The sequence below is a fragment of the Amycolatopsis circi genome (assembly GCF_003385235.1).
GTDB classification, from domain to species: Bacteria; Actinomycetota; Actinomycetes; order Mycobacteriales; family Pseudonocardiaceae; genus Amycolatopsis; species Amycolatopsis circi.
In genome coordinates, this window is the sequence record NZ_PQIA01000007.1 from 100,585 (window position 1) to 121,601 (window position 21,017).

General features: G+C 70.0%; 13 protein-coding genes and 1 pseudogene. 8 read left to right on the plus strand and 6 right to left on the minus strand.

Annotated features, from left to right (window positions below):
• Positions 1 to 369: an Rv2175c family DNA-binding protein gene (locus D0D37_RS03540; protein WP_116199043.1), complete on the minus strand. Its 369-nt coding sequence runs from the start codon at positions 367 to 369 to the stop codon at positions 1 to 3.
• A 92-nt stretch (positions 370 to 461) separates the two neighbouring features.
• On the opposite strand from D0D37_RS03540, the gene pknB reads away from it, so the two are divergent.
• The 5 genes from pknB to D0D37_RS03565 all read left to right on the plus strand — a co-directional run bounded on the left by pknB (position 462) and on the right by D0D37_RS03565 (position 6,321).
• Positions 462 to 2,492 (plus strand): Stk1 family PASTA domain-containing Ser/Thr kinase, encoded by a 2,031-nt coding sequence (gene pknB / locus D0D37_RS03545; protein WP_116199044.1) that lies wholly within the window; start codon positions 462 to 464, stop codon positions 2,490 to 2,492.
• Positions 2,489 to 2,698 carry a hypothetical protein gene (locus D0D37_RS03550; RefSeq protein ID WP_037809693.1) on the plus strand — a complete coding sequence of 70 codons (210 nt, stop codon included), beginning with the start codon at positions 2,489 to 2,491 and terminating at the stop codon, positions 2,696 to 2,698. The genes pknB and D0D37_RS03550 overlap by 4 nt, the downstream gene beginning before the upstream one ends.
• A gap of 66 nt (positions 2,699 to 2,764) precedes the next feature.
• Positions 2,765 to 4,240, plus strand: coding sequence for an SPFH domain-containing protein (locus D0D37_RS03555; RefSeq protein WP_116199045.1), 1,476 nt, complete (start codon positions 2,765 to 2,767; stop codon positions 4,238 to 4,240).
• A complete protein-coding gene (locus tag D0D37_RS03560) occupies positions 4,240 to 4,923 on the plus strand; it encodes a hypothetical protein (protein ID WP_116199046.1) in 684 nt (227 codons plus the stop codon). The genes D0D37_RS03555 and D0D37_RS03560 overlap by 1 nt, the downstream gene beginning before the upstream one ends.
• 117 nt (positions 4,924 to 5,040) lie before the next feature.
• Positions 5,041 to 6,321, plus strand: coding sequence for a wax ester/triacylglycerol synthase family O-acyltransferase (locus tag D0D37_RS03565; protein ID WP_116199047.1), 1,281 nt, complete (start codon positions 5,041 to 5,043; stop codon positions 6,319 to 6,321).
• Positions 6,322 to 6,464: 143 nt separating this feature from the next.
• On the opposite strand, the gene D0D37_RS03570 is transcribed toward D0D37_RS03565, so the two are convergent.
• Both D0D37_RS03570 and D0D37_RS03575 read right to left on the minus strand, forming a co-directional pair.
• Complete coding sequence (locus tag D0D37_RS03570; RefSeq protein ID WP_116199048.1) at positions 6,465 to 7,856, minus strand: class II 3-deoxy-7-phosphoheptulonate synthase; 1,392 nt, start codon at positions 7,854 to 7,856, stop codon at positions 6,465 to 6,467.
• Positions 7,857 to 7,908: 52 nt separating this feature from the next.
• Positions 7,909 to 11,004, minus strand: coding sequence for a P-loop NTPase family protein (locus tag D0D37_RS03575; RefSeq protein ID WP_116199049.1), 3,096 nt, complete (start codon positions 11,002 to 11,004; stop codon positions 7,909 to 7,911).
• A 129-nt stretch (positions 11,005 to 11,133) separates the two neighbouring features.
• On the opposite strand from D0D37_RS03575, the gene D0D37_RS03580 reads away from it, so the two are divergent.
• Positions 11,134 to 12,036 carry an NADP-dependent oxidoreductase gene (locus D0D37_RS03580; RefSeq protein ID WP_116199050.1) on the plus strand — a complete coding sequence of 301 codons (903 nt, stop codon included), beginning with the start codon at positions 11,134 to 11,136 and terminating at the stop codon, positions 12,034 to 12,036.
• Here D0D37_RS03580 and D0D37_RS03585 read toward each other — a convergent pair.
• The 3 genes from D0D37_RS03585 to gltB form a co-directional block, all read right to left on the minus strand.
• Entirely contained in the window at positions 12,033 to 12,404 is a 372-nt protein-coding gene (locus tag D0D37_RS03585) for a MerR family transcriptional regulator (protein ID WP_116199051.1), read from the minus strand. The genes D0D37_RS03580 and D0D37_RS03585 overlap by 4 nt on opposite strands.
• 62 nt (positions 12,405 to 12,466) lie before the next feature.
• Entirely contained in the window at positions 12,467 to 13,975 is a 1,509-nt protein-coding gene (locus tag D0D37_RS03590; RefSeq protein ID WP_116199052.1) for a glutamate synthase subunit beta, read from the minus strand.
• Positions 13,968 to 18,509, minus strand: coding sequence for a glutamate synthase large subunit (gltB, locus tag D0D37_RS03595; protein WP_116199053.1), 4,542 nt, complete (start codon positions 18,507 to 18,509; stop codon positions 13,968 to 13,970). Before gltB ends, D0D37_RS03590 begins: the two co-directional genes overlap by 8 nt.
• A 395-nt stretch (positions 18,510 to 18,904) precedes the next feature.
• On the opposite strand from gltB, the gene D0D37_RS03600 reads away from it, so the two are divergent.
• Both D0D37_RS03600 and D0D37_RS03605 read left to right on the plus strand, forming a co-directional pair.
• Positions 18,905 to 19,246: a hypothetical protein gene (locus D0D37_RS03600; RefSeq protein WP_208719777.1), complete on the plus strand. Its 342-nt coding sequence runs from the start codon at positions 18,905 to 18,907 to the stop codon at positions 19,244 to 19,246.
• 41 nt (positions 19,247 to 19,287) lie between these two features.
• Positions 19,288 to 21,017 (plus strand): annotated as a pseudogene (locus D0D37_RS03605) (hypothetical protein); the annotation flags it as partial.

A 21,017-nucleotide genomic window follows, 5' to 3' on the forward strand; every position in this document is an offset into this window, starting at 1 on the left:
CTAGAACGCCATCGCCTGCGCGCGCCTCTTGACCTCGGTCCCGTGGCTCGTGCGCAGCGCGTTGATCGGCGTGCTGCCGGGGAGCGTGTCGTCGGGGGCGAAGAGCCAGCGAAGCATCTCGGTGCGGCTGAATCCGGAGTCGGCGAGCACGGTGATGGTGCCGCTCAGCCCCTTGACGATGCCGTCCTTCACGAAGAAGGCGGCGGGCACGCAGAGTTCGCCCTTGCGCCGGACGGCGATCAGCTCGCCGTCCCGCAGCATCTGGCGGACCTTGTTGGCCGACACCCCCAAGGCGGCCGCCACCTCCGACAACGTCTTGACCGCGACCTCGGTGTCGAGGATGTCGTCGGCAACAGGAATCCCACTCACACGTGACACTGTGCCACATTGCCCCGACCGGCCCGCTGCTACGCACGGGTGACCCGCCCCGGCACGCGCGCCGTTCCGTACGATTGCCCACCGTGACGCGCACCCAGCCCAGCCTCGTCGGCACCCTGCTCGAACGCCGGTACCGCGTTGACCAGCTGCTGGCCAGGGGCGGGATGTCGGCCGTCTACCGGGGCCTCGACACCCGCCTCGACCGGGCGGTGGCGATCAAGATCATGGATCCGCGGTTCGCCGACGACCGGTCGTTCGTCGACCGGTTCGTGCGCGAAGCGCGTTCGGCCGCCCAGTTGCATCACCCGAACGTGGTCGCCGTGCACGACCAGGGCTTCGACACCCCGGCCGGCCAGGACGCCGGCCTCGCCTTCCTGGTGATGGAGCTGGTCAACGGCGGCACGCTGCGCGACCTGCTGGACGAGCAGGGCCAGCTGGACGTCTCGCTCGCGCTGAGCGTCGCGGAGCCGGTGCTGGCCGCGCTGGCCGCCGCGCACGCCGCCGGGCTGGTGCACCGCGACGTCAAGCCGGAGAACGTGCTCGTCGGCCGCAGCGGGCAGCTGGCGGGCGGCGTGGTGAAGGTCGGCGACTTCGGCCTGGTCCGCGCGGTGGCCAGCGCGGGCACCACCAGCTCGAGCGTCATCCTCGGCACCGTCGGCTACCTGGCCCCCGAACAGGTCGCCACCGGCGACACCACGGCCCGCGGCGACGTCTATTCGGCAGGCATCCTGCTGTACGAGATGCTCACCGGCCGGCTGCCCTACACCGGCGACACCGCGATCTCGGTCGCGTACCGGCACGTGAACGACGACGTCCCGCGTCCGAGCGAACTGCGGCCGGACCTGCCGCCGGTCCTCGACGACCTGATCCTGCGCGCCACCCGCCGCGATCCGGAGCAGCGTCCGGCCGACGCCAGCGAGTTCCTGGCGCAGCTGCTGGCCGCGCGCGCCGAACTCGGGCTGCAGCCGGTCGCGGTGCCGGTGCCCCCGCCGCCGGACGGCGACCGGGTGTCGGACGTCGAACGCACGCTCCCGAACATCCCGGCCGTCCAGCAGAACGTTCCGCTGGGCCAGCAGACCATGCCGGTCTCCGGGCCCCGCGGCACACGCGCCCTGACCCGCGCCGTGCCCGCCGCGCCTCCCCCGGCCGGGCCGCCGCACGCCGGGCCGCCAGCTCCCGCTCCCGCTCCGGACGAACCGCGGAAACCGCGCGACAAGCGCAAGCTGATCGCGCTGGCGATCGCCGGGGTGCTGGTGCTCGGCGGGCTAATCGGCGCGTTCGCGTTCATCCTCAGCGATTCCAAGGTCACGACCACGACAGTGCCGAAGCTGGCCGGGCTGACCCAGGCCGAGGCCGGCGACCAGCTGCGCGCGGCGAAGCTGAACCCGCGCTACAGCCAGGAATTCGACAACACCGTCGACGCCAACAGGGTGATCAAGGTGGATCCGGCCCCGGGCACCACGCTCGACCAGGACGCGACCGTGTCCGTGGTCGTGTCGAAGGGCAAGCCGAAGGTGCCGAACATCCAGGTCGGCACCGCGCTCGACACCGCCACGAAAGCGATCCAGGCCGAGAAGCTCACCGTCGTCCAGGGCACGCCGGAATACAGCGACACCGCGCCGCAGGGCACTGTCGTGAGCGTGAGCCCGGCGGCGGGCACCCCGGTGGACATCGGCGGCCAGGTGACGCTCGTGCTGTCCAAGGGCCCGGAGCCGCTTCCGCCGGTCCCGGACGTCGCCGGGCGGTCCAAGGACGAGGCGTTCCAGATCCTCAAGCAGGCCGGATTCCAGCCGCAGGACGGCGGCGAGGAGTTCTCGCAGTCCGTGCCCGCGGGGGCGGTCACGCGCACCGACCCGGGCGCGGGCGCGGCGGGGACCAAGAAGGTCAAGGTCTACGTCTCCAACGCGGTGCAGGTCCCGGACGTGCGGTACCGCCCGTTCGACCAGGCCGCGGACATGCTCAAGCAGGCCGGGCTCGACGTCGACCGCAAGGGCGGCGACGGGAACGGCCACGGGCACGGCGGCGGCTTCGACTTCGTCCTGCAGCAGGACCCGGCCCCCGGCTCGTTCGTGCCCAAGGGAACCAAGGTCAAGATCCGGGGGTTCGGCGGATGATCGGCAGCCGCGGCCGGGTCACCGGCACCGTCGGGCCCGGGCTGATCGGCGAGGTGCTGCTCAGCGTCCGCGGCGGCACTGAGGCCTTTTACGCCTATCCGGCCGAGCCGGACACCACCTTTGCCGTGGGTACACCCGTTCTAGTGGTCGATTTCGAGCCTCCGCGCACGGTCTACGTGGAAAGGTGGCAACCGTTGCGCGCTTGACCGCGTCGCAGTGCTGACGGCGCCAGAGCGCCGTGCCAGCTGAATACGGAAAGTGCGGCGAGGGCTATGGAAATCTGGGTCATCGTGGGGATCGCGGTCGTGGCCGTGATCCTGCTGTTCGGGCTCCTGCGGATCCTGTACAAGGTGGCGGAGCCGAACGAGGCGCTCATCATCTCCGGCTGGGGCGTCCGGGTCGAACGCACCGAAACGGCCGACAGCCTCGGGTTCAAGATCATCACCGGCCGCGGCGTGAACGTGCTGCCGGGCTTCCAGACCGCGCGCAGGCTGTCGCTGGACACCCGAGGGGTGAACCTGCAGGTCTCGTGCGTGACGAAACAGGGTCTTCCGGTCACCGTGCGCGCGGTCGTGATCTACAAGGTCGGCGACGATTTCGCCTCGATCGCGAACGCCGCCCGCCGGTTCCTCGACCAGCAGAAGGGCATGAACGACACCATCCACGAGCTGTTCTCCGGGCACCTGCGCTCGATCGTGGGCGGGCTGACCATCGAGGAGATGATCCACAACCGCGACGCGCTGACCGGCGAGGTCCGCCAGTCGTCGGCGACCGAGATGATCAAGCTCGGGCTGATCGTGGACTCGCTGCAGATCCAGGAGATCGACGACGAGTCCGGCTACATCGTCAACCTCGGCAAACCGCACGCGGCCGCGATCGCCGCCTCCGCGCGGATCGCCGAGGCGCAGCGCGACCAGGAGGCCACCGAGGCCGAGCAGGTCTCCGCCGCGCGCAAGGCGGGCGCGATCCGGGAAAGCCAAATCCAGCAGGCCGGGTACCAGGCCGAGGTGGACCAGGCGAAGGCGAAGGCGAGCCAGTCCGGCCCGCTGGCCGAGGCGACCGCGCGCCAGGAGGTCGTGGTCCAGGAGACCAGGGCCGCGGAACTGGAGGCGGCGCTGTCCGAGCAGCGGCTGCAGTCGCAGGTCCGCAAACCGGCCGACGCGAAGGCGTACGAAACGCGCACCACGGCCGACGCGGAACGCGACGCGCAAATCGCCCGTGCGCAGGCTCAGGCGAAGGAAACCGAACTGCGGGCGGGCGCGGACGCGACCCGGGTCAAGACCGCGGCGGACGCCGAAGCGCAGGCCACGAAGGCCCGGGCGGAAGCCAGCGCGAGCGCGACGAAGGCTACTGGTGAAGCCGAAGCGGCGGCAGCCAAGGCGAAGGGCCTCGCGGACGCCGAGTCGGCGAAAGCCAAGGGTCTGGCCGAAGCCGAAGCAGCGAAGGCGAAGGGGCTCGCCGAGGCCGAGTCGATCAAGGCGCGCGCGGCCGCACTGGCGGAGAACCAGGAGGCTGTGGTAGCACAACAGCTGGCCGAGCGCTGGCCGGAGATCGTCGAAGCCGGCGCGCAGGCCTTCAGCAATATCGACCACATGGTGGTCCTGAACGGCGCGGACGGGATGTCGGACATGTTCACCAAGGCGCTCTCCCTCGGCGGCACGGGCCTCGGCCTCGCCCGCCAGCTGATGGACGCCATGGGCGCCAAGAAGCCCGATTCCGACGGCAGTCTCGCCCCTCGCGAGGACTGATGAGCTTCTTCACGGACGGTCCTCGCGAGCGACCCCTGTTCCCCGTCCGGGAGCGGGAGCTGTTCGGCTACGAGGGCCGTCCGTGGACGGGCCCGCCCGCCGACCACATCGTGCCCGCGCTGGTGCCGTGGGCGACGCCGCTGGGCCGGTCCGAGCGCACCATCGTGGCGCTGCGCGCGGTCGAGGTGTGGCCGGAGGCGCTCACGCTGCGGATCACGGTGTACTCGCGCGACCGCATGGACGGTGCGCCGTTGATCGGCCACCGGCGCATCCCGGACTACAACTCGCTGCTGGTCGGCGTGCTGTTCCCGGACGGCGGACGGGCCAGCTCCGAAACCGTTTCGGTGCCGAGCGCGGGCGAACCGCACGAGCCGGTGCTGCGCGTCGAGGACGGGAGCGGGTCGGAGTTTCATTACGAGCACCCGGTCTTCGTGTGGCCGCTGCCCAGCGCCGGTCCGCTGAAGCTGATCGTGCAGTGGCTCGACCGCGAGATCCCGGAAACGCACACGAAACTCGACGGCGGACGGCTGCGCGCCGCGGCCCGCGAAGCCAGCGAACTGTGGCCGGGGCTGCCGAAACGGCCGGGCAACGGCGTCGCGATGCGCCAGATCGCTGCCGAGGTCAACGACTCCGCCGGGCCCGGACTGCCGCAGCGGCAGCCGCGCCGTGCCCCGGGCGAGTGAAATTCCGGGAAATTAGCGTCCGCGAAACATAACGGCCGTCCGCCGGTCATACCCGAGTAGTGTCGTGACATTCGCCCTCGACATTCGCACTCGACGCCAGACGTTGGATGGTGGACCGTGGCGCCTGCCCCGCTCAGCTCGCTCGATGTCGCTTTTCTGTGTCTCTCCAGGGAAACCGCGCCGATGCAGATGGGCGTGGCCCTGGTTTTCGCGCCGGACGAGCCGATCTGCCCGGACCGGCTGACCGCGCTGCTCGCGCGGCGGGCCGCGAATATTCCGCCGCTGCGCCGGAAAATCCGCGCCGGGCTGTTCCCGCCCGGCTCCGCGACCTGGGTGGACGACCTGGATTTCCAGGCAGTGAAACACATTCATCAGCATCGGCTGACCACGCTGTACGACCCGGACCCGCTGCCGGAGTTCGCCGCGAGATGGATCGCCGAACCGCTCGACCCGCACCGTCCGTTGTGGGAACTCACTGTGGTGACAGGTTTTCCGGACGGCGCATTCGCGATTCTGCTCAAGCTGCACCACGCGCTCACCGACGGCGCGGGCGCGTACGCCGTCACGGTCGGACTGCTCGACGGGTTGCCGCTTCCCGAGCCCGCACCGGCGATCCCGCAGCCTCGTACGCCGCTGGACGCGATGCGGGATACGTTGGAGACAGCGGGAATCGCGTCGTCGGTGGTCCGGGCGGCCCGGCCGCCGTGCCTGCCGCTGGCCGCACCCGCCACCGCCGGACGGCGCCTCGGTTTCGCCCGGCTGGCGTCGGCGGATCTTCGCCGGATCCGGCGAACGCACGGCGGGACCACGAACGACGTCGTGCTCGGGGTGTTGTCCGGCGCGTTGCGCGAATGGCTGGTCAATCGCGGCATTCGCGCGACCGGACGGTCGGTGCGTGCGCTGATTCCCGTGAATGTGCGCGGGAGAGCGGCCGGGCACGTGGGCGGGAACAAGCTTTCCGGCTATTTGTGCGATCTGCCGATCGGAATGGACGATCCGGTGCGGCGGCTGGCCGAGGTGCGCGAGGCGATGGCGCGCAACAAAGCCGCCGGACCTTCTCGCGGAGCCGGGGCTTTTCCGCTGCTGGCCGACCGGATGCCCGCGGCCCTGCACTGGCTGGGCACGCGAACCGCCGGGCTGGCCGCGCCGCTGCTGTTCGACCTGGTGGTGACGACCGTTCCGGTGCCACCCGCGCGGCACGCGCTTGCCGGAGCGCCGCTGACGGAGGTCTATCCGTTCGTGCCGCTGGCCCCGCACCAGGCGGTGGGCATCGCGGTGGCGCCTTATCGCGACAGTGTCCACATCGGACTGCAGGCGAACGCGGACGCGGTGGAGGACCTCGGATCGCTGCGCGACGCGGTGGCCAAATCGGCGGCGGAACTGCTGGACGCCTCGTGAGTGCTCGCGCCGGTTAGAACCGGCTTGGCCAGGAGCGGGGGCCTTGGCTGCCGCGCCGCTTCCTTCACGCGCGCAGGCGAGGAGCGGGGGCCTCGTGAGTGTTTATGCCGGTTAGAACCGGCATAAACACTCACGAGCTGTCGTCAGCCGCGCAGCATCTCCGCGACCAGGAAGGCCAGCTCCAGCGACTGCTGGGTGTTGAGCCGGGGGTCGCACGCGGTCTCGTAGCGGCCGGAGAGGTCGACGTCGGAGATTTCCTGCGCCCCGCCGAGGCATTCGGTGACGTCCTCGCCGGTCAGCTCGACGTGGATGCCGCCGGGGTAGGTGCCGAGCTTGTGGTGCACCTCGAAGAAGCCCTGGACCTCGTCGACGATGCGGTCGAAATGCCGGGTCTTGTAGCCGGTGGACGACTCGTGCGTGTTGCCGTGCATCGGGTCGCACTGCCAGATGACCTTGTGCCCGGACGATTCGACCTTCTCCACGATCGCCGGCAGCACCTCGCGGACCTTGCCGTTGCCCATCCGGGAGATGAGCGTGAGCCGCCCCGGCTCGCTGCGCGGGTCGAGCCGCTCGACGTACTCCAGCGCCTGCTCGGGCGTGGTCGTCGGGCCGATCTTGAGCCCGATCGGGTTCGACAGCAGTTCGGCGAACGCGATGTGCGCGCCGTCGAGCTGCCGGGTGCGCTCGCCGATCCACAGGAAGTGCGAGGACAGGTTGTACAGCTTCGGGTTGGCCGCGTCCGCCTGGTCCAGTCGCAGCATCGCGCGCTCGTAGTCGAGCAGCAGCGCCTCGTGGCTGGCGAAGATCTCGGTGTACTGCAGCGAGGTGTCGGTGACGCCGCACGCGTTCATGAACCGCAGACCACGGTCGATTTCGGCGGCGAGCGCCTCGTACCGCTCCCCCGCCGGCGACGAGGACACGAAGTCCTTGTTCCAGTCGTGCACCTGGTGCAGGTCGGCCATGCCGGCGCCGGTGAGCGCGCGGACGAGGTTCATCGCCGCGCCCGCGTTCGCGTAGGCGCGGATCATCCGGCCCGGGTCCGGCACCCGCAGCTCCGGCTTGGCGACGAGCGAGTTGATGATGTCGCCGCGGTAGACGGGCAGCCCGAGCGCGTCGGTGCCGGACGAGCGCGGCTTCGCGTACTGGCCCGCGATCCGGCCGACCTTCACCACCGGCAGGCTGGCCCCGTAGGTGAGCACGACGGCCATCTGCAGCAGAGTGCGCAGATTGGCCCGGATGTGCGGTTCGGTGTTGGACTCGAACGTCTCCGCGCAGTCGCCGCCCTGCAGCAGGAACGCCTCGCCGCGAGCCACCATGGCGAGCCGGCTCTTCAACCGGTCGATCTCGGCGGGCACGGTGATCGGCGGCACGCTCTCCAGCACGCCGCGCACCCGCTTGGCCAGCGCGACGTCCGGCCACTCCGGCTGCTGCGCGGCAGGCAGCGACAAGGCGGTGTCGAGGCGGTCCCGCAGCTCAGGAGGCAGGGGCGGCAGCTCGGGGAGAGTGTCTACGGGAACGTCGACTGTCCAGTTCACGCGTCTCAGGATAGGGTCTGCCGCGTTTGTCCGGGCCGGTGGGCGTCGAGGGTCACGCGTCCGGGTCTTCCGGGAGGTAGAGGGCGCCGAATCGGTCGGCCACGTCGAGGAGACCTGCCAGTTCGTCGGTGTCCAGGGCGGGGACGATTACGGACCAGTGGTCGAGGCTCGCTGCTTCGGCGAGGATTCTTCTCCGCTGCTCCGGAACGGCGTGCCGGGCCAGCTCGGCGAGCACGTTCGCCCGGTCTTCCGGCAGCTCGATCTCGGCGGCTTTTTTCAGTGCGCGGTCCAGATCCCGGGAGCCGAGGCCGCGCACGAACGCGTTCAGCAAATCGCGGCGCTCGTCCGCGTCCTGGAAGCGGCTCATGATGGTCTCGGCCCGGTCCGCGCAGCCCGCTTCCGCCAGCCCGGAGATCAAGATGATCCTGGCTCGGCGGCGGAGGGGCTCGGGCAGGACCCAGCACAGTTCGAGGGCCGCGCCGTCCTCGCCCCGTGCGGCCAGTTCGGCGATGCCGTCAACGATCTCGCCGGCCTCCTGCGGACGGGTCTCGAGGCCGCGGGCGAGCAGTTCGACGATTTCGCGGTGCGAGCCGATCGCGCACATCATCGTCACGCACTGGGCCCACCCCGAGTCGTCGTTCAGCGCGTCCATCCGGACGCGCACGTGGTCGGCCAGCCGGGCGAGGGCGGCCGTGTCGCCTGCCTGGCGGTGCCTGCGGGCGAGCAGCAGCATCGGCTTGGTCGCCTCGCGCAGGTCCTGGAGGCCGGTGAGCACTTTTTCCGCGATCGCACGGTCTCCTTCGGCGGCGAGGAACCGGACGAACCCGCTCGGTCCGGGGAAGCTGTGCCAGCTGAGCGGCAGCAGCGGGGCGAGGATCTCGGCGCGCCGGACGTCCCGGGAAACGACGGTCGCTCCGGCCAGTGCCACGACCGCGTCCGCGACGCGGCGGTCGAGCACGGGACGGCGGGCCAGCTCTTCCGTCTTGACGGCGAGTTCCCGGGCCTGGCTCCGATGCCCGGCTCGCAACGCGACCTCGGTGATCAGGACGAGGAAATCCACGATCTCGCTGCTCGGATCGTCGTAGGGAGAGGTCGCGCGGATGCGAGCCGCCAACTCGACCGCAAGATCCACGTGGCCGGTCTCCACGAGTTCGGCGACGTGCCGCGACGTGAAGACCGGCCACGAGCGCGAAACCTGGATCATGTCGAGGATGCCGGACAGCTGCCCGGCCTCCGCGAGGGCGTCGACCAGCGACCGCAGCATCCAGTTGTCGCTGGACTCGCGGCCCAGCACCAGCGCGGGCAGCTCGGCGTCGTCCAAGCGGTACCGCTCCCGCAGTGCGTCGGCCCGGGCGTCGTCGCCACGGCGGAGAAAAGCCGCGGCCATGTCGTGCGCCAAAGTGCCGGGTTCCCTCTGCGGGCCTGCGGCCTCGATGAATCGCTCGGCCAGCTCCGGGTGCGCGACCACGACCAACCGCCCCAGGCGGGCGAGCGCCGGCGCCGCGTCGGTCGTCATCTCCCCGATCCGGCGGAGCGCCCTGGCGAAATCCGGATCGGGGCGGGCGACCGCGAGGTGGGCTTCGAGCTGTTTGCGCCGGTCCTCGGAGAGCCCGTCGAGGACCGCTTCGCGGCGACGTCCGTCCTCGATCAGGGCGAACGCGATCTCCGCGCGGAGATCGTCTCGCAGGTCCGGATCGGATTGGTCGTCCGCCAGCCGCCGCGCCAGGTCCGTCCGGTCGGTGCGGGCGAAGGCGCCGGCCACCCCTCGCAAGGCAGCGCGTTGCCGAAACGGATCGATGATGGACTGCGCCAGCGCGATCGCGTGGTCGACCTCGCCCAGTTCTGCCCAAAGCCCGGGGAGCCGCTCCGGGATCTGGTTGTTGCGGTCGCGGAAGTTGTCCCGGTACGTCTCGAGCGTGATGATCCGGACCAGGTCCGGGTCGGCTGCTTGCAACGCCGCGAGGAGGGCGGAATCCAGCTCGGCCAGCGCCGCGAGATCGTTCCCGGACACGTCCAGCAGGCGGGCGTGCCGCGCGGGGTCAACAGCCAGGTCGGCCAGTGCGGCGACGTCTCCGGACTCCCGCACGAGCCGGAAATAGCCGCGCAGCAGGTATTGCGGGGTGTCCGCGGGCCAGCCTGCTTCTCGGTAGCGGCGAGCCCATTTGTCCAAAGTGGACCGATGGCGGGCGAGTTCTTTCGGGCCCAGCGCGTCTTCGGCTGCGCGCTGGAGGTTTTCGTGGCCCAGCAAGTAGATCTCGGGTGCGTCGCCGGAACGCCAATGTGCCGGACGGCGCGAGAACGACCGGCTTGCCGCGCTGTTGAGGATCCGTTCGACGTCGCGGGGCCGCCGCTGGGTCAGTTCGGCCAGGTCCGGGGCGGTGAGGCCGCCTCGGACGGCCACGAGCAGGCCGAGCAGCTCCGGTTCGCCGGAAAGGAGGGCGTCCAGTTCGCGTTCCATGTCGCCGCGGGCGAAGCGGGCCGCCGGGGAGGGGGCCAGCAGCTGTTCGATTTCCGGGGCGCGCAGCGGGTGGTCGGGCCGGACGTCGGCGGGAACGTCGGGGTTCAGGCGGCTCGCGGCGATCACCCGCAGCCCGTCGGACGGGTACGGCAGCAAAGCCGCGATGCTGTGCCCGCTCGCGCTGCGGTCCTCGTCCAGGCCGTCGACCGCGAGAACCAATCGTTCGCCCCGGGCGCGGCAGTGCGCGGCGGCTTCGGCGAAGACCGCGGGGAGGTTCCGCGCTTGCGGATCCTTCGCCGTGCCGAGGATTTCGGCCAGCTGCTCCTGCACCGCGTCGACGAACGCCTCCCGCGTGTCGTCTCCGGCCGAGCGAGCGGTGACGAAGAACGAGACGATCCGCACCCCGGCGGGCGGGTCCAGTACGAACGACGCCATCAGAGCCGATTTGCCGGTCCAGGGTTCGGCGCGGAACCAGACGTAATCCGGGCCTTCCGGGGCGGTGCAGAACCGCGCCAGCCGGGCCAGTTCTCGCGCGCGGCCGACGAGTTCGCGCGGCGCGATCTGCCGCACCCATTCCAGGTAGCGGGACCGGACGGGCGGGGCGGTGCAGGTGACCGAATCCGCGTGGCCGATCTGCACGACCTTGCCCGTGACCGGCCCCAGGATCCGGTTCGTGATCCGCTCGCCCACCCGCAACCCCCTCCGACGGTTCAGCTTCCCACGAACCGTGTCGGCCGGGTCACATCAGCTGGAAGTTGACACCAATGTCAACGAATAGCGTCGGTTTCGGACAGACCGGGACGCGGGAGGAATCAGCAGATGAGCACAGCCTTGGGATATCGGGCGTTCGGCGCGGCCGACGTCCAGGAGTTCTTCGAACGGCCGGATCCGGCACCCGGTCCGGCCGAGGTTCTCGTCCGCGTCGCGGCCGCGGGAGTGAATCCGCTCGATCATCTGCTGCGGTCCGGGCATGTTCCCGACCTGAACGGCCACCTGCCCTTCCCTCAGGTGCTCGGGATGGAGACAGCGGGAACGGTGCTCGCCGTGGGAAAAGACGTGACCGGGCTCGAAGTCGGCGACCGGGTCACTGGGTTCGCGTTGACCGGGGCGGGCACGTATGCGGAAACGACGCTGCTGCTCGGCGAGTCCACCGCCCGCATTCCCGACACTCTGCCGTGGACTTGGGCGGCGACCATCCCTGTCGCGGGTACCACGGCGCTGGACGTGCTTGATCAGCTCGACCTGCCGAAGGGTGCCTCGCTGCTGGTGAACGGGATCGGCGGCGGGGTCGGGATCGCGCTGGCCCAGCTCGCGCGGGATCGGGGGCTCGTCGTGACGGGTACGGGCAGCACGGCCAAGCGGGATCTCGCGACCAAATACGGGGCGAGCTTCGTGGACTACACCGCAGGCAACGTCGTGGACCAGCTCGGCAACTTCGACGCCGTGGTCGACACGGTCGGCGGAGAATCCCTGCGCAGTGTCGCGCCGTTGGCGAAGAAGCTCATCGCGGTCGGAGACCCGTCAGTAACCGAACTCGGCGGCGCGTTCGTCCATCGTCGCCTCGACCGGGCCAGTCTCGAACGAGTCGCCGAGCTGATGGCCGAGGGGCGGCTCGATCCGCACATCACCGGGACTTATCCGCTCGCGCGAGCGCAAGAAGCGTTGGCGCTCGTCGAGTCCCGGCATGCCTCGGGCAAGCTAGTCATCGACCTGAGTCGCTAGCGCGAGTTGCCCGCGCCCTGCCGGTACTGAGTGTTCGCCTCGATCAGTACGTCCAGGGCATCGCGGGCGTCGGCGAGGCGGGTGATGTCGGCGGTCAGCCGGTCGCGTTCGGAAACCATCGTGGTGAAAGCGTCTTCGATGACGCCCTCGTCGTCGCTGTGCACGCAGGGCAGCAGTCGCGCGATCACTTTGCTGTGCAAGCCCGCGTCGAACAACAGGCGGATGAGTTCGACTCGCTCGACCTCCGTCGCCAGGTAGTGCCGCTGTCCGCCCGCGGAACGCGTGCTCTGCACCAAGCCCTGCTGCTCGTAGTACCGCAGCGAGCGGGCACTGACTCCGGTCTTCCGGGCTAATTCGCCGATCCGCACGACACCAGCTTAAAGAAACGGGCCCCGGCGCGCCGTTGCGCCGGGGCCCGAGCCAGGACCGATCACACCACCGCGAGCGGCAATGCGGTCGGGTGCACCGGGGACGGAAGGTCCGAAGCACCGGTCAGATACGTGTCCACCGCGGCCGCCACGGAGCGGCCTTCCGCGATGGCCCACACGACCAGCGACGCGCCGCGGTGGGCGTCGCCGCAGACGAAGACTCCGGGGGATTCCGTTTGCCAGTCCGAACCGCACGACAGGGTGCCGCGGCGGGTCAGGGTCAGGTCGAGGCCTTCCAGCAGCGGCATTTCCTCGACGCCTTCGAAGCCGATCGCCAGCAGGACCAGGTCCGCGGGCAGCGTTTCGACCTCGCCGTTCACCGGGACCACCTCGCGGCGGCCGGTTTCCGGGTCCTTCTGCACGCGGACTTCCTGCAGTTCCACGGCTTTGACGTGTCCGTCGCCGTCGTCGACGAAGCGGCGGACCGCCACCGCGAACTTCCGCTCGCCCGATTCCTCGTGCGCCGGGTAGGTGCGCAGGATGTAGGGCCAGGTCGGCCACGGCGACCGCTCGTCGTCGCGGGTTTGCGGCGGCGTCGGGTACTGGTCGAGCTGGGTGACCGACAGCGCGCCCTGGCGGGTGGCGGTGCCGTAGGAGTCCGCGCCGGTGTCGCCGCCGCCGATGATCACGACGTGCTTGCCGTTCGCGTCGACCGGGGACGGGCCGTCGCCTTCGACGGATTTGTTGGCTGGCACCAGGTGTTCCATCGCCAGGTGGATCCCGTCGAGCGAACGGCCCGGCGTGGTGCGGTCGTCGCGGCCGCGCAGGGCGCCGACGGCGAGCACGACCGCGTCGTACTGCGCGCGCAGGTCTTCCACCGACAGGTCGACGCCGACCTCGCAGCCGGTGACGAACTTCGTGCCCTCCTTGCGCAGCTGCGAAAGGCGCCGATCGAGGACCTTCTTCTCCATTTTGAACTCGGGAATGCCGTACCGCAGCAGGCCGCCGAGCCGGTCGTCGCGCTCGAACACGGTGACCTCGTGGCCCGCACGGGTCAGCTGCTGCGCCGCGGCGAGCCCTGCCGGACCGGAGCCGACGACGGCCACCTTGCGACCCGAGGACACCTCGGCCACCTGCGGCTGCACGTATCCGGCTTCCCACGACTGCGCCGCGATCGTCTCTTCGACGCGCTTGATCGCCACCGGCCCGCCGGACAACGGCGAGATCGACAGCACGCAGCCCGCCTCGCACGGCGCGGGGCACAACTTCCCGGTGAATTCCGGGAAATTGTTGGTGGCGTGCAAGCGATCGCTGGCCGCCGCCCAGTCGCCGCGGCGGACGAGGTCGTTCCATTCCGGAATCAAATTGCCGAGCGGACACCCCGAACCGCCGGAATGGCAGAACGGGATGCCGCAGTCCATGCACCGTGACGCCTGCGTGCGCACCTGCTCGTTGCGCTCGTCCGGCGGGACGTCCGCATAGACCTCGCCCCACGAGGAAAGCCGTTCCTCGTAAGACTTCTTCTTCGGCTCTTGCCGTTCGTGCTTGAGAAAACCGGTGGGGTCAGCCACGAGCCGCCTCCATGATCGCTTCGTCGACATCGCGGCCAGCAGCGCGAGCCGCCTTAGCCGCATCGAGGACCCGCTGGTAATCGCGCGGCATCACCTTGGTGAACGCCGCCGCGCGCCGGGTCCAGTCGCCCAGGAGCGACGCGGCCACGGCCGAGCGGGTGAGGTCGTGGTGCCGCTGCACGATCTGCTTGAGCCAGGCCAGATCCTCCGCGGTCGGCGGAAGCAGGTCCACCATTTCCCGGTTGACCTTCGCGCGGTCCAGATCGAGCACGAACGCGCTGCCGCCGGACATCCCGGCCGCCAGGTTCCGCCCGGTCGGGCCGAGCACCACCGCGCGGCCGCCGGTCATGTACTCGAACGCGTGGTCTCCCACGCCCTCGGCCACGACCGTCGCGCCGGAGTTGCGGACGCAGAACCGTTCGCCTACCTGGCCGCGCAGGAACAGCTCGCCGGACGTCGCGCCGTAGGCCAGCGTGTTGCCCGCGATCGTCTGCTGTTCGGCGGCGAAGCTCGCGTCCGGATGCGGACGGACGACGATCCGGCCGCCGGACAGGCCCTTGCCGACGTAGTCGTTGGCGTCGCCGACCATTTCCAGCGTGATGCCGCGCGGCAGGAACGCGCCGAGCGACTGCCCGGCCGAACCGGTGAGCAGCACGTGGATCGTGTCGTCCGGCAGGCCCTCGCCGCCGTAGCGGCGGGTGATCTCCGAACCCAGCAGCGTGCCGACAGTGCGGTTCACGTTGCGCACCGGCAGTTCCAGGCGCACCGGGTGCGCGTCTTCCAGCGCCGCCTCGGCGAGCTGGATGAGCGTGCGGTCGAGCGCGTGCGCCAGGCCGTGGTCCTGCTCGCGCACGCGCCGCTTCGAACCGCCGTACGGCGTCTCCGCGGGCATGTCGAAGACCGGGCTGAGGTCGAGCCCGGAGGCCTTCCAGTGCTGCACGGCCTCGTCGGTGTCGAGCATCTCCGCGTGCCCGATCGCCTCGTCGAGCGTGCGGAAACCCAGCTGCGCCAAGGTTTCCCGCACTTCCTCGGCGACGAACTCGAAGTACCGCACCACGTGGTCGACCTGTCCGGTGTACCGCTTGCGCAGCTCCGGGCTCTGCGTGGCGACGCCGACCGGGCACGTGTCGAGGTGACAGACGCGCATCATGATGCAGCCCGCGACGACCAGCGGAGCCGTCGCGAAGCCGTACTCCTCGGCGCCGAGCAGCGCCGCGATGACGACGTCGCGGCCGGTCTTCATCGCACCGTCCACCTGCACCGTGATCCGGTCGCGCAAACCGTTGAGCAGCAACGTCTGCTGCGTTTCGGCGAGCCCGATCTCCCACGGCGTTCCGGCGTGCTTGAGCGAGTTCATCGGCGACGCGCCGGTGCCGCCGTCGTGCCCGGAAATCAGCACGACGTCCGCGTGCGCCTTGGAAACGCCCGCCGCGACCGTGCCGACGCCCAGCGAGGACACCAGCTTCACGTGGATGCGGGCCTGCTCGTTGGCGTTCTTGAGGTCGTGGATCAGCTGCGCCAGGTCCTCAATGGAGTAAATGTCGTGGTGCGGCGGCGGGGAAATCAGCCCGACGCCCGGCGTCGAATGCCGCGTGCGGGCGATCCACGGGTACACCTTGTTCGGCGGCAGCTGCCCGCCTTCGCCCGGCTTCGCACCCTGCGCCATCTTGATCTGGATGTCGTCCGCGTTCACCAGATACTCGCTGGTGACACCGAACCGGCCCGAAGCGACCTGCTTGATCGCACTGCGCCGCTGCGGGTCGTACAAGCGTTCCGGGTCTTCGCCGCCCTCGCCGGTGTTGGAACGGCCGCCGATGCGGTTCATCGCGATGGCGAGAGTTTCGTGCGCCTCAGCCGAAATCGAACCGTACGACATCGCACCGGTGTTGAACCGGCGCAGGATCGCCGACGCGGGTTCGACCTCGTCCAGCGGAATCGGTTCGCGCGCGCCGTCGCGGAACTTGAACAGCCCGCGCAGCGTGCCGCCCTCGCGGTAAAGCCGGTGCACCTCTTCGGTGTACTTGCGATACACCTCGTCGCGCCCGGTCTTCGACGCGTGCTGCAACAGGAACACCGTCTCCGGCGTGAACAGGTGCAGCTCGCCCTCGCGGCGGTACGCGTACTCGCCGCCCGTCTCGAGTCCACGATGGACCCGGTCGGTCGGGTTGTCCGGGTACGCCCGGCGGTGGCGCACCGCGACCTCCTCGGCGAGCACCTCCATCCCGACGCCGCCGAGCTTCGACGACGTTCCGGTGAAGTACTCGTCGAGCAGTTCCTGGCTCAGGCCAAGGGATTCGAAGACCTGGGCCGCGGTGTACGCGCCGACGGTGGAGATGCCCATTTTGGACATGATCTTCAGGACGCCCTTGACGAGCGCCTGCACGTAGCTGCGGATCGCCTTCGCCGGTTCGATGCCGGTGATCGCGCCCTGGCTGATCATGTCTTCGATGGTTTCGAAGGCGAGGTACGGGTTCACCGCCGCCGCGCCGTAGCCCAGCAGCAGCGCGACGTGGTGCACCTCGCGGGCGTCGCCGGTCTCCACGACGAGCGCGACGCGCAGCCGTTCCTTGGTGCGCACGAGATGGTGGTGCACCGCGGAAACCAGCAGCAGCGACGGGATCGGCGCCATCCGGTGGTCGGCATCGCGGTCGGACAGCACGAGCGTGCGCGCGCCCGCCGCGATCGCCTCGGACGCGTCGCGCCGCACCCGCTCGATCGCCGTCGCCAGCGCGGCCGCTCCGCCGTCCACTTCGTACAGTCCGGAAAGGACACTGCAGGAGAAACCGGGCAGGTCGCCGTCGTCGTTGATGTGGATGAGCTTGGCCAGCTCGTCGTTGTCGATCACCGGGTACGGCAGGTTCAGGTGCCGGCAGGAAGCGGGCCCGGGCGCGAGGAGATTGCGCTCCGGTCCCATGATCCGGCTCATCGACGTGACCAGCTCTTCGCGGATCGCGTCCAGCGGCGGGTTGGTCACCTGCGCGAAGTTCTGCTTGAAATAGTCGTACAGCAGCCGGGACCGCTTGGACAGCACGGCGACCGGGGTGTCCGAACCCATCGACCCGATCGGCTCGGCTCCGTTGGCGGCCATCGGTGCGAGCAGGATCTTCAGTTCTTCTTCGGTGTAGCCGAAAGCGAGCTGGCGGCGCAGCACCGAATCGTGGCTCTGCACCACGTGGTCGCGGTCGGGCAGCTCGGCGATCTTGAGCAGGCCGGCGTGCAGCCAGTCGCTGTACTGCTGGTTGCGCGCCAGCCCGGACTTGACCTCTTCGTCGTCCACGATCCGGCCCGCCGCGGTGTCCACGAGGAACATCCGGCCGGGCTGCAGCCGGCCCTTCGCGACGACGTTTTCCGGGGCCACGTCGAGGACTCCGGCCTCGCTGGCCAGGACCACGCGGCCGTCGGCGGTGTGCCACCAGCGCGCCGGGCGCAGTCCGTTGCGGTCGAGCACCGCGCCGACGAGCGTGCCGTCGGTGAAGGTGACGCACGCCGGACCGTCCCACGGCTCCATCAAACTGGCGTGGAACTGGTAGAAAGCCCGCCGTTCCGGATCCATCGAGGTGTGGTTCTCCCACGCCTCCGGGATCATCATCAGCACCGCGTGCGGCAGCGAACGGCCCGCGAGGTGAAGCAGCTCCAGCACCTCGTCGAAGGACGCCGAGTCCGACGCGTCGGCCGAGCAGATCGGGTACAGCCGCGAAAGATCGCCGGGCAGCAGGTCCGATTCGAGCAGCGCTTCGCGGGCGCGCATGCGGTTGCGGTTGCCGCGAATCGTGTTGATCTCGCCGTTGTGCGCCACGAACCGGAACGGGTGCGCGAGCGGCCACGACGGGAAAGTGTTGGTGGAGAACCGGGAGTGCACGAGCGCGATCGCGCTGGCGAGCCGGGAATCGCGAAGATCGGGGAAGAACCACGGCAGCTGCTCGGGCGTGAGCATGCCTTTGTAGACGATCGTGCGCGCGGACAGCGACGGGAAGTACGCGCCGCAGCCGGAAGCGAGGCTTTCGTGCTCGACGCGCTTGCGCAGGCAGAACGCCAGCCGGTCCAGCTCCAGGCCGGTTTCGCCGTGCGGGGACGACACGAACAGCATCGCGAAGTGCGGCATCACCGAACGCGCGGTGGGCCCGATCTCCGCGCCGTCGGTGTCCACCGGAACCTCGCGCCAGCCGAGGACGCTGAGCCCTTCCTCGGCCGCGATCCGTTCGGTGAGCCCGATCGCCTTGCGGCGCTGCTCGTCCTCGGCGGGCAGGAACGCGATCCCGGCGGCGTATCCGCCGCTGGCGGGCAACGGGAATCCCGCCTCGGCGCGCAGCAGTTCGTCGGGCAGCTGCAGCAGGATCCCGGCGCCGTCGCCGCTCGTCGGCTCGGCTCCCGCGGCCCCGCGGTGGTCGAGATTCGTGAGCGCGGCGAGACCGTCGGTGACGATGCCGTGCGTGCGGCGACCCTGGACGTCGGCGACCATGGCGACGCCGCAGGAATCCTGCTCGGTGTCCGGGTCGTACAGACCCTGCTTGCCGGGGATGGCGGAGAAGATCATGGAAAAGGGACCTCCTTCGTCGTTTCGTGCGGTGGCCGGCGAACCGGCCGCGGGAGCGCACGGGACGACGATGGCCCGCTTGTTAGCGCGACTTTAACACCTGGGAAACACCCCAGCAGCGCCTCGGAGCTCCCCTGACGGGGAAGAACGGTAACGATCCGGCAGCGCGGAACGACATAGTTCCGGATGGGTTCCCAATGCTTCGGTCCGCGAAGCATAAGCCCCGAAGCGGCTCCGCGCACCTGTCGCGTGACGAAGTCGATGCGCCCGCTTCGTCCCCTTCGCCCGTTCCTCCCAGGTAATGGCACAAATTTCCGGGAACCGCCCACACTCGGTGATCGTCGGTTGCCATAGTGTTCGGCAACCAACAGCTCACGGGGAGGGCGGTTTCTTTCATGTCCGGCATAGAAGTCGACGTCGAGACGATGAACCAGTACGCCGAGGTGCTCGACAGCCTCCACGAGAAGATCAGCAAGATCAACGACTACATGCGCTCCACCGCGTGCGACACGTCCGGTTTCACCGGCCTGTTCGTGGTGCTGCAGCCGGTGGTGCAGCTGGTCGCGAACCTCTACGGCGGCACGCTCGACTTCGGCCACTCGCGGCTGACCTCGCTGTCGGAAGGGGTCAAGCAGGCGGCGCAGGCCTACGCGCACCACGACGCGAATTCCGCGCAGCTGCTCCAGCAGTTCATCGACCAGTTCGACGGCATCGACTCCGGCCGCGGCGCGGCCTGATGCGCATCCGCACCGCACGGTTCTGACGAGGGGGACAAGACATGGCACGGCACGGCGGCGGGCACGGCGGCGGCCACCACCCCGGGGGAACGGGGACGACGCATCCGCCGTCCCACCCCGGCGGCAACGGCACCCAGCCGCATCCGGGGAACAACCAGCCGCATCCCGGCAATCAGCCGCCTCCCGGCGGCAACCAGCCGACCCACCCGGGCGGCAATCAGCCCGGCCATCCGGGCGGAAACCATCCTGGCGGCACCGGCCCGGACGGGCGCCGTCCGTCCGGCGGGGACGACCAGACGCATCCGAGCGGCACCGGCGGAAACTCCGGCAACTCCGGCGACGACAACGGCAATGGCAGGCACCGCGGCCGTCAAGGCGACGACAACGGACAGTCCAATGACGACGGCAACGGCCGGGACGGCCGGGATGGTCGCGACGGCCGAGATGGCCGAGACGGTCGCGATGGCCGGGACAGCGGCGAAGACGGCGGCGACGACCGGGGCCGCGATCGCGGCAACGAGGGCGGCGACGAAGGCGGCGGCCGGGGCGGCGACGAGGGCGGTTCCGGCAGCGAAGGCGGCGACGGGGGCGGCGAAGGCGGCACCGGCAGCGAAGGCGGAGAAGGCGGCGGCAACGGCGGAGAGGGAAGCACCGGGGGTTCGGGCGGCGATCCCGGCGGTGCACCCGGCGCCTCCGGCGACTTCGACCGCGGCGACTCGATCACCGAACTGCTGCAGCCGCCGGAAGACACCTCCGGCGAGGACGTCCAGGCGCTGGTGAAGGACGCCGGCGTCGAGGTGATGGCCGTCGAGTGGGTGTATCAGAAGTTCACCGGCACCACGCTGACCCAGCAGTTCATCGAACCGCTCACCGGCGACTTCTCGAAGATGTCGGCCGACGCCGAGGCGTGGCGCAACATCTCCGAGGCGATGAAGGCGTTCTCCGAGGTGATGGTCGCCAACGAGAAGACCGTCAGCGATTCCTGGCACGGCATGGCTTCCTTGGAGCACAAGGCTTACGTGCAGGCCGGATGGCGGGCCGGGCTCGCCGCCGAGGCCGGGATCGCGTCGCTGATCGCCAAGGGCTTCGACCTGCTGTCGGACACGTCGAAGAAGCTCGCGGCCAAGGCGCTGGACCTGCTGAAGAGCCTGATCGACCGGCTGCTGGTGATGGCCGCCGAGGCGTGCGTCCCGATCGCGGGCTGGATCGCCGACGCGATCACCGCGTTCAGCGAACTGCTGCCGCTGATCAACGCCCTGATCTCGATCATCGAGATGATCCAGGACATCATCACGAAGGTCCAGGACATCTGGAACTCGATCAAGGACATCGGGTCGCAGCTGCAGAAGATCAAGGACGTCGGCAGCATCGGCGATCTCGTCGACATCGCGAAGAACATCGGCGGGGACGTCGGCGACATCAAGGACAACGCCAAGGGCATCGGCCAGGACGCCAAGGACGCCGTGCAGGCGGGCAAGGACGGTGTCCACGAGTCGCGCGAGGCGCACGCGGAGAACCGGCGCTCGCGCGAAGGCGACTCCGGGGACGAGGGCGGCGACCACCGGTCCGGCGACGAGGGCAACCGCCGCTCCGGGGACGAGGGCGACCGGCCGCAGGGCTCGGGCGACCGCGGCCAGAACCAGCGGTCCGAGCCGGACGGGCAGCAGCACCAGCCCCCGCAGAACCAGCAGAACCACCTGCCTCCGCAGCAACCGAATCATCCGCCGGCGCAGCCGAACCACCCGCCCGCGAACCACCCGCCGTCCCACCC

What these genes read in the sequence shown, in the direction of transcription:
- D0D37_RS03550 (WP_037809693.1), top strand. Translation starts at nt 2,489, where the DNA reads ATGATCGGCAGCCGCGGCCGGGTCACCGGCACCGTCGGGCCCGGGCTG.
- D0D37_RS03555 (WP_116199045.1), top strand. Translation starts at nt 2,765, where the DNA reads ATGGAAATCTGGGTCATCGTGGGGATCGCGGTCGTGGCCGTGATCCTG.
- D0D37_RS03560 (WP_116199046.1), top strand. Translation starts at nt 4,240, where the DNA reads ATGAGCTTCTTCACGGACGGTCCTCGCGAGCGACCCCTGTTCCCCGTC.
- D0D37_RS03580 (WP_116199050.1), top strand. Translation starts at nt 11,134, where the DNA reads ATGAGCACAGCCTTGGGATATCGGGCGTTCGGCGCGGCCGACGTCCAG.
- gltB (WP_116199053.1), bottom strand. Translation starts at nt 18,509, where the DNA reads ATGATCTTCTCCGCCATCCCCGGCAAGCAGGGTCTGTACGACCCGGAC.
- D0D37_RS03600 (WP_208719777.1), top strand. Translation starts at nt 18,905, where the DNA reads ATGTCCGGCATAGAAGTCGACGTCGAGACGATGAACCAGTACGCCGAG.